Below are 12,892 nucleotides of genomic sequence, written 5' to 3'. Positions count from 1 at the left end.
GCGGCGATCCTCACCGGAGGTCGGCTGGGTAGAGTCGACCGTTGGTCGACTATCGCGCGCAGCGCGGGTGTGCGGCTGCACCGCCCAGAGCAGTCGACTGACAGTCGACTCTACCGGCCTGCGGCGATCCTCACCGGAGGCCGGCTGGGTAGAGTCGACCGTTGGTCGACTACCGCGCGCAGCGCGGGTGTGCGGCTGCACCGCCCAGAGCAGTCGACTGACAGTCGACTCTACCGGCCTGCGGCGATCCTCACCGGAGGCCGGCTGGGTAGAGTCGACCGTTGGTCGACTACCGCGCGCAGCGCGGGTGTGCGGCTGCACCGCCCAGAGCAGTCGACTGACAGTCGACTCTACCGGCCTGCGGCGACCCTCACCGGAGGCCGGCTGGGTAGAGTCGACCGTTGGTCGACTATCGCGCGCAGCGCAGGTGTTCTGCTGCACCGCCCAGAGCAGTCGACTGACAGTCGACTCTACCGGCCTGCGGCGATCCTCACCGGAGGCCGGATGGGTAGAGTCGACCGTTGGTCGACTATCGCGCGCAGCGCGACCGTGCCGCTGCACCGCCCAGAGCAGTCGACTGACAGTCGACTCTACCGGCCTGCGGCGATCCTCACCGGAGGCCGGCTGGGTAGAGTCGACCGTTGGTCGACTACCGCGCGCAGCGCGGGTGTGCGGCTGCACCGCCCAGAGCAGTCGACTGACAGTCGACTCTACCGGCCTGCGGCGATCCTCACCGGAGGCCGGCTGGGTAGAGTCGACCGTTGGTCGACTACCGCGCGCAGCGCGGGTGTGCGGCTGCACCGCCCAGAGCAGTCGACTGACAGTCGACTCTACCGGCCTGCGGCGATCCTCACCGGAGGCCGGCTGGGTAGAGTCGACCGTTGGTCGACTACCGCGCGCAGCGCAGGTGTTCTGCTGCACCGCCCAGAGCAGTCGACTGACAGTCGACTCTACCGGCCTGCGGCGATCCTCACCGGAGGCCGGATGGGTAGAGTCGACCGTTGGTCGACTATCGCGCGCAGCGCGACCGTGCCGCCGTCCTCACCGTCGCTCAGACGTAACCGCGTTCCTTCAACCGCCCCCAGCGCTCCGGCCCGATCGCCCGGCGCAGCCCGGGCAGCGGGTCGATGCTCCCCGTGTTGTCAGCCACGGCCACCACGAAATCATCGGTGGCTGCGAGCAGCGCGCGGCGTTCGGGTGCGTCCAGCCAGGCCGCCACGTTCTTCAGCACGCGCTTGGCCGACGCATCGCTGCCGCGCATTTCCATGTACTGCGAATGCCGCTTGCAGGCCTCGACCAGCGCAACATCGTCGAACCAGCACTCGTGCGCATCGCCCTGCACGCCTCGCATCTCATCCGGCACCCACAGGTAATAGGCCACGTCCTCGCCACGCGCCAGCACCGCCTCCCGGTAGGGCTGCCGGCCCCACACCAGGAACGGCGGCCAGGCCGCGGTAAAGTCGCTTTCGGTGAAGCACAGCAGCAGGCAGTACAGCGGCTCATCGCGCGGGATGCGCGGCAGTTGGGCCGCAATCGCCTCGATCAGCAGGCGCTCGACGTCAGCGGTGACCGTGGCCAGCGTCTCGCCCGGGCGTGGCCGCTGGTACTGCAGCCGGCGCTGGCCGGTGGCGCGTCCATTCTTGTCCAGGTACTCCAGCACGATGCGGTCCAGCTGGCCGGCATCGTTGTAGCTGTAGACATCCTGGCACCACCAGGTGCGCCCGGTCGTGCTCCAGTTGCACATCACTTCGCGCAGCAGCCGGTCGCCCTGCCAGTGGTAGGTGCGGTCGATGCCGCGGCCATGGTTCACCAGGTCCAGTGCCTGCAGGCGCCCACCTTCCTCGCGGAATTCCCAGGCGTCGCTGATGTGGCCGCCATCATGGAAAGTGAGGTAGTGGCGGCAGTCCTGCTGGTGCAGCCACACGCCGATGCGACCGGACGGGCCGCGCTCGAACACGATGCGCCCTTCCCCATCGAGGCCGTGCTGCACGTGCTTGCGCGCATCCGCCTTTGCTTCGGCCACCCAGCGCGGCGCTGGCGTGCCCGTGGACTCGCGCGGAAACGGCGTGATGTATCCCATCGATGCGGTCGCCCAGCGCCAGCTCACCACCTGTGCTTCGCAGCGCGCCTGCAGCGCGAGCGCAGTGATGGGGTCGGCATGGTCCTGGTACAGGGATTTCAGCATGGTCGAGATCCATTCAACACGGCGCGCGAACATAGCATGTGCCTTCGCGCCGTCGCGGCACGCAGGTCGCGGAAACGACAACGCCCCGCAGTGCGGGGCGTTGCCGGTGGCTGCATGACGCCAGCGCTTACCAGTTCATGTTCAGCGAGACACCCACGGTGCGCGGTTCGTTGTAGACCGCGGCCATGTAGTTCTCGATCACGCCCTTGAGGTTCTTCTCGTTGGTGATGTTGCGCGCGAACAGCGCCACTTCGTAGGCACCGTAGTTGCCGGAGTAACCCAGCTTCAGGCCGCCTTCGAAATCACCCTTGGAGTTGAATTCCTTGCTGTCGTACAGGACGAAGCTGGTGTAACCCTGCTTGTTCCAGTCGGTGGACACGAACATCGTGCCGGCATCGCTGACCGGGAAGTCGTAACGGGCAGCGAAGTTCACGTTGTACTTCGGCGCGTTCGGCAGCGGATTGCCGTCGATCTGGGCGAAGGTGTTCGCACCGACCTTGATGGTCGGGTCATTCACGGTGCACACCACCGCGCCGTTCAGCGCACACACCTGCGCGTACACGCGCTTGTCCTGCACTTCGCTGTGCAGCAGGCTGACGCCGGCGCTCAGGGTCAGGTTCGGGATCGGGCGCAGTTCCATGTCGGCTTCAAAGCCGTACGCCTTGGCCTTGTCTGCGTTGAACAGCACGCCGTTGCCGTCCGAATCGTTGCCGTTGAGCTGGATGTCGTTGACGGTGTAGGTGAACGCGGTGGCGTTCAGGCGCAGGCGGTTGTCCCACAGGCTGCTCTTCACGCCCGCTTCCCACGACAGGATCGTTTCCGAATCGGCGGTGGTGAAGTCGGCATTGAACACCGCCGAACGGCCCTGGATGGTCGGGCCGCGGAAGCCACGGGCAACCTTCGCGTAGACGCTCACGTTCGGGTTGAACTGGTACATCGCGCTCAGGTCCCAGCTCGGGGTGGTATCGGACATCTTCACGTCCGTACGGCCCTTGTAGGTGACCACGCCGGCAGCGGTGTCAGCGGTCTTCAGCAGGCGGGTGTGCTTCTCGTCCTTGGTCTGGCGCAGGCCGGCGGTGATGCTGAACTTGTCGGTGAAGGCGTAGCTGATCTGGCCGAAACCGGCCCACGAGGTGTTCTTGTTGCGCAGGCGCACCCAGTTGTTCGGGTTGCGGGCCGCGCCCTGCAGGAACCACGCGCGCTGGTAGAAATCGGTGGTGTCGCTGCCGTTGAAGTAGAACGCGCCGGCCTGCCACTGCAGGGCGTTGTCATCGTGGCTGGCCAGGCGGAATTCCTGGGTCCACTGGTCAAGGTCGCGGATCTGGCCCATCGACTGGCCGTAGCCGTTCGGCACGCCGTTGACCGGGAAGTTCACCGCTGCGCCGCCGTCGGTGTCACCACGGCTGTAGCCGGAGGTGGTTTCGTAAGCGGTGATCGAGGTGAAGTCGACCGCGCCGAAGTCATAGCGCGCCTTCACCGAGCCGCCGTAGGTCTTGTAGGCCTGCGGGTTGTTGTCGGCTTCGTCGTAGGCGACCTTGTCGCGCGGCACGTCGGTCTGGTTCGAGCCCTTGGTCAGCGCGTTGCGCAGGAACAGGGTCGAGGTGCCTTCGTAATCGCGGGCGTGGGCCGAGGCCAGGATCGAGAACTGGTCGCTCGGGGTCAGCAGCAGCTGCGCGCGCACGTTGCGGTCATCGAAGCCGCCCATGGCGTTCTTCTTCGGGCTGACCGTGCCATCGGCGCTGGGGCCGGTGTAGGTGTTGTCGACGTAGTCGTCGCGGTGCTGGTACAGGGCCGACACGCGGAACGCGGCGACATCGTTGATCGGGCCACCGAAGCCGCCGTCGATCGAGACGCTGTTGTAACTGGCATAGCTGGCGCTGACGCGGCCGCTATAGTCTTCGCTCGGCTTGATGGTGTCGAACTTGACGATGCCGGCGGTGGTGTTGCGGCCGAACAGCGAGCCCTGCGGGCCGCGCAGCACTTCCACCTGGTCCACGTCATAGACCGGGTTGGACTTCAGCACCACGTGCTCCAGCACCACGTCGTCCTGGATGATCGACACCGGCTGCGAGGCACCCAGGTAGAAGTCGATGTTGCCCAGGCCGCGGATGTAGAAGCGCGGGAAGATGCGGCCGGTGGTGGTTTCCGCATACAGGCTCGGCACGCGGCCGGACAGCGCCAGCAGGGTGTCGTCGCCGCCGGCGGTGAAGTCGCGCATGCGCTCGCCCTGCACCACGCCCACCGATACCGGCACTTCCTGCAGGTTCTGCTCACGGTGTTCGGCGGTCACGGTGATGGTGTCCAGACCGGTCGGGGTCGGCGCGCTGTCCTGCGCGGCGGCACCGAAGCTGCCGACCAGGGCCAGGCCGGCACAGGCCAGGGCCAGCGGGTGGCGACGGAAAGAAACAAAAGACGACATGCCCGACGAACGGCGGGAATCGGTATGGGAAGGCATCGAGAGCTCTGAGGAGGCATCCGTGCGGCCTGCGCGAGCCGGGCGGTAGAAAAGGGAGACACTGCGCAAGCGTTCATTATCGCCCGAATTGTTACGATTTCGTTGCGCACCCCGTCGCAGTCAGGTTCCCGCCCACTGCGGCAAAGTGGGGGCGGCAGCGAACACCACCGCCCCCGGGCCCTGCTCCCCTTACACGCCTGCAGCCAACGGAGAACGTGCCAGCACGAAGCGGCCGGCCGCCTCCTGCAGGGCATGCGCCTGGCTGCTCATCGCCCGTGCCGACGCCGACGCCTCCTCCACCAGCGCAGCGTTCTGCTGGGTCACGCCGTCCATCTGCACGATGCTCTGGTTGACCAGCTCGATACCGGCGGCCTGTTCCTGGCAGGCATGGGCGATCTCGCCCACCAGTCCCCCCAGCTCGGTCACTGACGCCACCACGTCCTGGATGGTCCGTCCGGCATCACCGGCCAGCACGTTGCCTTCGGCCACCCGGGCGACCGAATCCTCGATCAGCCCCTTGATCTCCGCGGCGGCCAGCGTGGAGCGCTGCGCCAGCGCCCGCACCTCGCTGGCGACCACCGCAAAACCGCGCCCTTCCTCACCGGCCCGCGCCGCTTCAACCGCCGCGTTCAACGCCAGGATGTTGGTCTGGAAGGCGATGCCATCGATCACCGCGATGATCTCGGCGATGCGCCGCGATGCCGCGTCGATCAGGCCCATCGTCGCCTGCATCTCCGCCATTGCAACGCCACCGCGCCCGGCCACCTGTGCCGCCTCGCTCGCCAGCTGGTCGGCGCGGCGCGCATGGTCGGCGTTCTGGCGCACGGCCGAGGTCATCTCCTCGATCGACGCCGCCGACTCTTCCAGGTTGGCCGCCTGCTGTTCGGTGCGACGCGACAGATCGTCGTTGCCGGCGGCGATCTCCGCTGCGGCCAGGCTCACCGCGCCGGCCGCCTGCTGGATGCGGCCGACGATGCCGGTCAGCGCGCCCACGGTGGCATTGGCGTCCCCGCGCATGCGAGCGAACACGCCCTGCGACTGGCCATCGATGCGGTGGCGCAGGTCACCTTCGGCCAGGTTGCGCAGCAACCCCGAAAGCGCCATCAGGTTTTCATCGGCCGTGCCCATCACACTGTTCAGGCCCTGCACCATCTGCCGGAAATCGTTGGCAAAGGCCTGCGCATCACCGCGCACGCTGAAGTCGCCAGCGGCAGCGGCCGCCACCAGGCGCTTGATCTCGCCGTTGATCCCCTGCAGTTTCGAACGCACGCCATTGAGCGCCTGGGTGATGGCCACCTGTTCGCCCGGCAGCACGTCCATCGTCTGCTGCAGGTCGCCCTCGGCATAGCGCTCGACCAGCGCAACCATGCGCTGCTGGGTCTGCAGGTGTGCGGCCACCAGCGCGTTGGTGCCGGCCACCATGGCGCGGAATTCACCCTCGAACGCCTGTTCGTCGATGCGGTGGCTGACCACGCCGGCCGCGTGCTGTTCGCCCATGGCCGCCTGCGCCTGCAGGATCTCCCGCAGCTTGGAGCGCATCTGCTGCAGCGAACCCAGCACGCGGCCGACCTCGTCGTCCCGGCGCACCTCGATCTCGCGGTCCAGGCGCCCGCTTGCCACGTCACGCGCGACCTGCGCGGCGGCGGCCAGCGGGCGTCCCAGCAACCGGCGCACCACCAGCACGATCAAGGTCACCACCGTGGCCAGTGCCAGCGCCGAGATCAGCGCGATGCGCAGCATCAGGCCGTTGAGCACATCGTCCAGCACCGACTGCGGCTCGAGGCCGAGCACCAGCCACTGCCACGGACCGTAGCGCTGTGCCGAGGCGAACCACGCCTGCTCGCTGCCACCCGCAGCCGGGCTCAGATGCAGGCGCGCCTGCGTGCTGCTGCCATCCAGCAACGCCTGCAGCGCCGGCAGGTCCTGCGCGGCCACCCGCTCCTGCAGCAGCCCGCCCTCGCCGTCGGTAGCGGCCACCACGCGGCCGCGCTCCTTGCCGGCGCGGGTATCGAGCACGATGAAGCGCCCTTCGCGGCCCAGCGTGGCCTCGCGCAGGCGCGCCTTCAGCGCGGCCAGGCCCTGCGAATAGTCCTGGCCGACGAAGGCGATGCCGGCCACGCTGCCATCGGCCGCGCGGATCGGCATGTAGTGGGTCATGTAATCGGTGCCGAACAGGTGCGCCGGACCGGTGTAGCCCTGCCCGCCCAGCACCCGCGCATACGCGGGATTGGCGTGGTCAAGCACGGTGCCCAGCACGCGCTCGCCCTGCGCGTTGCGCAGCGACGTAGCCACGCGCACGAAATCATCGCCATCGCGCACGAACACCGTGGCCACGCCACCGGTGGCGTCGGCGAAGCGATCGACTTCGGTCGACGCCGGGCCGATGGCCTGGCTGCCCAGGCGCAGCGTCGGCGCACTGCGGCCGGCCACATCGATGGTTGCGGTGCCATCGGCCTGCGCCTCACCCTGCGGCAGCATCGCGCGGAAGGTACCGGCGATGCGCTCGGTGCTTTCGCTCAGGCTGCGGTCGTACAACTGCACCGAATCGCGCATCAGCACGGTGGCGGTGTCCAGGCCAGCGCTCACGCGCTGCTGGTAACTGTCAGCGGTGTCGCGGTAGATCAGGACCGCCAGGGCGGCGAAGGCGACGGTGGTGATCGCGGCCATCAACAGGGCAAGCCGCGAGGCGATGGTCAACGAGCGGCGCGGCGGCGAGGCAGAGAAACGGGAGGCAGCAGGGGTCATCATGGAAAAACGGATCCGTGGAAGGGAGTGCTCGAAAGCGCACCCCCGTTAACGGCACCGTTCTGGTCCTCTTTACGCCCGCCGCCTAGCCGGATCTGGTTATTGACGGCGCCAAGCCATTGATTCAGAAACCTTGTTCAGCTTCGCCACTGGCGTCGGCGGGCCCCGGGCCCAGCACCGTGCGTGCGCCGGCAGTGCCATCAGCGCCCACGGTGGCCACCGCGTGCAGCTGGTCCAGGCGGATGCGGCGCTCGCCGTCGGGCGCATCCAGCAGCAGGAACTCTTCCTTGTCCGCAGTGCTCTCGGTGGTCCGCGCCCGCGCCACGAAACGGCTGCCGTCGCGCAGTTCGACCTGCAGCAGGGCGCGGTGCAGGCAGGCGATTTCCAGCACATCGCGCAGGTCGCACTCCAGCGGGTGGTAGTCGGTCATGTGGGGTTCCTCGGCGGTGAAATTACCCAGCGTAACTGCGGTGGGCCTGCTTCAGTTGCTGGCTTCCGGTCCAGGCAACAGAGAAAGGCTGGCCTCGACCAGTGCGAGCAGGCGTTCGCGGCTGACACCGTCCCGCGCCTGTACCGAAATGCCATGCAGAAGCGCGGCGAAAAGATCGCCCAGCGCCTGCACCCCGGTACCAGCAGGCAACTCGCCTGCGGCCTGGGCCTGCTGCAGGCGCGCGATGATCTCCACCGTCCGCTGGCGGCGGTGGCTGGCCAGCCAATCCTGCACGCCCTCGCCTTCGGGCGACACGCTGCTGGCCGAAGACACCACCAGGCAACCGTGTGGGCGCCCGCGCCGGGTGTAGGCCAGTACCGCTTCGCGCAGCATGGTGCCGATTGCCTCGCGCAACGTCGCCTGCTCCAGCGCGCGCGGCGCAAAACCACCCTCGCCGTCCTCGTACAGCGCAACCGCTTCGCGGAACAGCTGCTCCTTGCTGCCGAACGCGGCATAGATGCGTGCCGAGGCGATGCCCAGGGCCTCGACCAGCGCCGACATCGAGGTGCCTTCGTAGCCGTGCTGCCAGAACAGCAGCATCGCCTTGCGCAACGCCTGGTCCCTGTCGAATTCGCGCGGTCGCCCTGCCATCAGCCTGCCTGCTCCAGTGAGGCGCGCAGTGTAACGCGGGTGTTGACCGCCGCGAGGGAGGAACCTATTCTTTGTCGCTCGACAAACAATTGGAGCAACACATGCAGACCCTCAAGGGCCCCAGCCTGCACCTGGCGCAGTTCGCCAGCGACCAGGCCCCCTTCAACAGCCTCGCCGGCATCGCTGCGTGGGCCGCCGGCCACGGCTTCAAGGCGCTGCAGGTTCCTGCCTGGGATGCACGCCTGTTCGACCTCGCCACGGCTGCCGACAGCCAGGACTACTGCGACGACGTACGTGGCACCCTGGCCGAGCACGGCCTGCAGATCAGCGAACTGACCACCCACATCCTCGGCCAGCTGGTCGCCGTGCACCCGGCCTACGACGAACTCTGCGATGGCTTTGCACCGCAGGCACTGCGTGGCAATCCGAAGGCGCGCAGCGAATGGGCGCAGCAACAGCTGCACCTGGCCGCCCGTGCCTCGCGCCGGCTGGGCCTGCAGGACATGGGTACCTTCTCCGGCTCGTTCGCTTGGCCCTACCTGTTCCCGTTTCCGCAGCGCCCGCCCGGCCTGATCGACGCGGCGTTCGATGAACTGGCACGCCGCTGGCGGCCGATCCTCGATTCCTGCGAGGACAACGGCATCAATCTCTGTTACGAGATCCACCCCAGCGAGGACCTGCATGACGGCACCAGCTTCGAGCGCTTCTTCGAACGTGTCGGCCAGCATGAACGCTGCCGCATCCTGTTCGATCCCAGCCACTTCGTGCTGCAGCAGCTGGATTACCTGCAGTACCTGGACATCTATCACCCGCTGATCCGCATGTTCCACGTCAAGGATGCGGAGTTCCGCCCGAATGGCCGCCAGGGCATCTACGGCGGATACGCCGATTGGACCGAACGCGCCGGACGCTTCCGCTCGCTGGGCGATGGCCAGGTCGATTTCAAGTCGATCTTCTCCAAGCTGGCCCAGTACGACTACGCGGGCTGGGCAACGCTGGAATGGGAGTGCTGCCTGAAGGACCAGGAAGCCGGTGCACGCGAGGGCGCTGCGTTCATCCGCGATCACATCATTCCGGTCACTGACAAGATCTTCGACGACTTCGCCGGTGCACCGATCAGCACCGCACAGATGCAGCAGATGCTCGGCATTGCCTGAGCCCTACCGGAGCACTACCCCATGACGTCTTCCCTCCCCGCTGGCACCGCCGGCGACGTTTCCCTGCGCCACCACTACCTGCGCATCGACGGCCAACGCGTGCATTGCGTGTCCGCCGGCCACGGTGAGCCGGTGCTGCTCATCCCCGGCTGGCCGCAGACCTGGTACGCCTGGCGCCACGTGCTGCATGCCTTGGCCGAGGCCGGCTTCGAAGCCATTGCCGTCGATCCGCCGGGCATCGGCGAATCCGATCGCCCCACCCACGGCTACGACACCGGCAGTGCCGCCGCCGTCCTGCACCAGACCATGCTGGCGCTGGGTCACGACCGATACCAGGTGGTGGGCCATGACATCGGCATGTGGATCGCCTATGCACTGGCAAGCGACCAGCCGCAGGCCGTGCGCCAGCTGGCCGTCACCGAGGCGGTGATTCCGGGCCTCGCCCCGGAACCGGGCATCTTCGCCGCGCCGGCTGACAACATCTTCCTCTGGCACTTCATGTTCAACCAGGTCGCCGACCTGCCCGAAGCACTGATCAGCGGCCGCGAACGCGCCTACCTGGAATTCATGTTTGATCGCTGGTCGTATCGGCGCGATGCGGTGGCCGCAGACACCTACATCGCTGCCTACAGTCGCCCCGGTGCATTGCGCGCCGGCTTCGCCTGGTACCGCGCGATTCCGGAAACGATCCGCCAGAACAAGCTCCGCGCGCAGCAGCGCCTGCCGATGCCTGTACTGGCCATCGGCGCCGAGCATGCCACCGGCGATGCGCCGATGCTGACCTTGCAGCCACATGCCGATGACGTACGTGGCAGCGTGGTGCCTGGCTGCGGCCACTTCATCATGGAGGAAGCACCGCAGGCCTTCCTGGCCCAGCTGCTGCCGTTCCTGCAGGAGGTACGACATGCAGCTTGAACCGGCGCTCCAGACGTTCGTCGATACGATCGCCGCCCATCCGCTGCCGGAGGATCTGCGACAACTGCGCGTGATCAGCGAGGAGGCACTGCCGCAGCTGCAGGGCACGCCGCAGGCCGTTGCGCGCGTGATCGAGCACACGCTGACCGCACGCGACGGACATCCACTGCGGGTGCGTGTCTACACGCCGGAAGGACTGCCGGCGGGACCGCTGCCGGCGCTGCTGTTCGCCCACGGCGGCGGCTGGTTCCAGTGTTCGCTGGCGGTCTATGACAACCCCTGCCGCGCACTGGCCAATGCCAGTGGCTGCGTGATCGTCGCTGTCGGCTACCGGCTGGCACCGGAACACCCGTTCCCCGTGCCGCTGCACGACGTCGCCGATGCCTGGCAATGGCTGCAGGCCAACGCCGTGCAAATGGGCCTGGATCCGCAGCGCCTGGCCATCGGTGGCGACAGCGCCGGTGGCAACCTCGCAGCTGCCTGCTGCCTGCTGCTGCGCGATCTCGGGTTGCCGCAGCCACGCCACCAGCTGCTTCTGTACCCGGCGCTTGATGCCTGCATGGGGAGCGCCTCCTACCGCGACTACGCCAGTGGCTACTACCTCAGCGCCGAACTGATGCAGCGCTGCTGGCGGGCCTATCTGGGCGCTATGGACCCGCCGCCCGTACTGGCCTCGCCAGCCCTCGCCAGCGATTTGCGCGGACTGTCGCCGGCCTCGGTGCTCAGCTGCGAGCATGATCCGCTGCGGGATGAGGCCGAACAGTACGCGCAGCGCCTGCAGGCCGCGGGCATCGACTGCACGCTCGAGCGCCTGCCCGGGATGATCCACGCCTGCATCCACCTGCAGGGGGTCGCCGCTTCCACCGGCGTGGCGGTACAGCGCGCCGGTGCCCTGCTGCGCCAAGCCATGGGTTGAAGCGGCTGGGGACGGCCACCGATCCCCGTCAGCCGCCGTCCCCGGGCCGCCGCTTGGCAAGCCCGGGGGGCGGCGCTACACTGGATCCCAGCCGTGGGGCCATAGCTCAGCTGGGAGAGCGCGTCGTTCGCAATGACGAGGTCAGGAGTTCGATCCTCCTTGGCTCCACCACTATTCAGTGCGGCAACGCACGCAGAAGGCCGGAAGTCCTGAAACAGCAGGGTTTCCGGCCTTTTTTGTTGCACGGTTGGCAACGGAATCGGCCACGAGGACACGCGGGTGATCGGGAAAAACGCACGGACGCTGATTGCTGCGATTGCCCTCTTGGCCATCGGGGCCTACGCCATCTGGTCGGGCGACGGCCGTGACCACAGCACCGCCGCCGGTGACCCGCCCGCTGCGGACCACGCCTCCCTGAAAGCGCCCGCCGCGCCAGGCCTGCACGCTGCCGGCCCTGCGCCAGCCGCTCCGCCGCGCCCGCAGGCATTAGCGTTCGGCGATCTCAAGGCACGGGCGCAGTCAGGGGACGCGGTTTCCCAGCGTGAACTGGCTGAACTCTACGAGCGCTGCTTCGCGGCCAACATCGCACCAGAAAACTACCTGCCGGGCTACGAAGTCATGGCCCGCCACAGCCGGTACCCGGAGGAGACGGCAGAAATGATGCGCACTGCCCGTTCCACCGCGGCGTTGTGCGCGAAGGTCGACGGCGGCCAGATCATCCCGATCGAGGCCATCCGCGCCTGGCTTGAGTCTGCAGCCACCCGCGGCGACCTCGCCGCCCAGGTCCGGCTGCTGTTGCTCAACGGTGAGAAACCGGACGCGGCCGCCTACACGCGCCTGATGGACGATGTTGCAAGATCGAAAGACCCGGCCGCCGTGTTCCGGCTTGGCGACCTGGTGGCGTACCCCACAGGCGTCAGCGCCACGGGCCGATACGCGGACCTCTCTTCCGATCCGATTTCGGGCCATGCGTGGAGCATCGTCGGCTGCCGCATGGGGTATGACTGCAGCAGCGGCTCACCGCTGATGGCGTCCGTCTGCCTGTCGGGGGGCGGATGCGCCGGGGAGAACTACGAAGCGTACGTTCGTTCGAGCCTCATCTCCGCGCGCGACGCACGCTTTCTCGACCTGCGCATCCGCGAAGTGTCGGCACTGCTGGCGCAGCCATAGGCCGGGCGCCAGCGGCCACCGGCGCGCTCAGGCCGGGTCCTGGCCGCCATCCTTGCGCTGCGGCCGGCGCGAATGCGCGTCATGCACCTGCTGGTCGTTCTGGCCCGGCCGCTGCTTTGCCACCTCATCCTGCCGGCGATCCTGGCGGCTTTCCTGGGCACCCTCGCGGGCCTGCTGCTGGTTGGGGTTCTGCTTGTCGTTCATGGGGGCGCTCCAGCCGGCAACAGGCCGGCCCGGTCAACGCACGCTAGACGCGCGCCGGTGATGC

General features: G+C 67.8%; 10 protein-coding genes and 1 tRNA gene. 5 read left to right on the top strand and 6 right to left on the bottom strand.

The window, feature by feature from the left end; translation table 11 throughout:
- Positions 1 to 1,051: 1,051 nt before the first annotated feature.
- The 5 genes from C1926_RS02730 to C1926_RS02710 form a co-directional block, all read right to left on the bottom strand.
- The gene (locus C1926_RS02730) at positions 1,052 to 2,185 is read right to left on the bottom strand and encodes a hypothetical protein (RefSeq protein WP_159095025.1); all 1,134 of its coding nucleotides are present in this window, start codon (positions 2,183 to 2,185) and stop codon (positions 1,052 to 1,054) included.
- A gap of 127 nt (positions 2,186 to 2,312) precedes the next feature.
- Positions 2,313 to 4,640 (bottom strand): TonB-dependent receptor, encoded by a 2,328-nt coding sequence (locus C1926_RS02725; protein ID WP_108747059.1) that lies wholly within the window; start codon positions 4,638 to 4,640, stop codon positions 2,313 to 2,315.
- A gap of 189 nt (positions 4,641 to 4,829) precedes the next feature.
- Positions 4,830 to 7,388, bottom strand: coding sequence for a Cache 3/Cache 2 fusion domain-containing protein (locus tag C1926_RS02720; protein ID WP_108758178.1), 2,559 nt, complete (start codon positions 7,386 to 7,388; stop codon positions 4,830 to 4,832).
- A 121-nt stretch (positions 7,389 to 7,509) separates the two neighbouring features.
- The gene (locus tag C1926_RS02715; protein ID WP_108758177.1) at positions 7,510 to 7,815 is read right to left on the bottom strand and encodes a Rho-binding antiterminator; all 306 of its coding nucleotides are present in this window, start codon (positions 7,813 to 7,815) and stop codon (positions 7,510 to 7,512) included.
- Between the two features lie 51 nt (positions 7,816 to 7,866).
- Entirely contained in the window at positions 7,867 to 8,466 is a 600-nt protein-coding gene (locus C1926_RS02710) for a TetR/AcrR family transcriptional regulator (RefSeq protein WP_108758176.1), read from the bottom strand.
- Positions 8,467 to 8,567: 101 nt separating this feature from the next.
- Between C1926_RS02710 and C1926_RS02705 the strand changes: the two genes are divergently transcribed.
- The 5 genes from C1926_RS02705 (at position 8,568) to C1926_RS02685 (ending at position 12,624) form a co-directional block, all read left to right on the top strand.
- Complete coding sequence (locus C1926_RS02705; RefSeq protein ID WP_108758175.1) at positions 8,568 to 9,623, top strand: sugar phosphate isomerase/epimerase family protein; 1,056 nt, start codon at positions 8,568 to 8,570, stop codon at positions 9,621 to 9,623.
- Positions 9,624 to 9,644: 21 nt separating this feature from the next.
- The gene (locus tag C1926_RS02700) at positions 9,645 to 10,538 is read left to right on the top strand and encodes an alpha/beta hydrolase (protein WP_108758174.1); all 894 of its coding nucleotides are present in this window, start codon (positions 9,645 to 9,647) and stop codon (positions 10,536 to 10,538) included.
- A complete protein-coding gene (locus C1926_RS02695; RefSeq protein WP_108758173.1) occupies positions 10,528 to 11,454 on the top strand; it encodes an alpha/beta hydrolase in 927 nt (308 codons plus the stop codon). Before C1926_RS02700 ends, C1926_RS02695 begins: the two co-directional genes overlap by 11 nt.
- 95 nt (positions 11,455 to 11,549) lie before the next feature.
- Positions 11,550 to 11,625 (top strand) — tRNA-Ala (locus tag C1926_RS02690).
- Positions 11,626 to 11,733: 108 nt separating this feature from the next.
- Positions 11,734 to 12,624, top strand: a complete 891-nt coding sequence (locus C1926_RS02685) for a hypothetical protein (RefSeq protein WP_108758172.1) — start codon at positions 11,734 to 11,736, stop codon at positions 12,622 to 12,624.
- A 27-nt stretch (positions 12,625 to 12,651) separates the two neighbouring features.
- Here C1926_RS02685 and C1926_RS21650 read toward each other — a convergent pair whose 3' ends face one another.
- Positions 12,652 to 12,828 (bottom strand): hypothetical protein, encoded by a 177-nt coding sequence (locus tag C1926_RS21650; protein WP_174214073.1) that lies wholly within the window; start codon positions 12,826 to 12,828, stop codon positions 12,652 to 12,654.
- Positions 12,829 to 12,892 lie beyond the last annotated feature (64 nt).

This window comes from Stenotrophomonas sp. ZAC14A_NAIMI4_1, assembly GCF_003086915.1.
Taxonomy (GTDB): domain Bacteria; phylum Pseudomonadota; class Gammaproteobacteria; order Xanthomonadales; family Xanthomonadaceae; genus Stenotrophomonas.
Note: the sequence above shows the minus strand (reverse complement) of the source record. Positions and strands in the feature narration are given on the sequence as shown.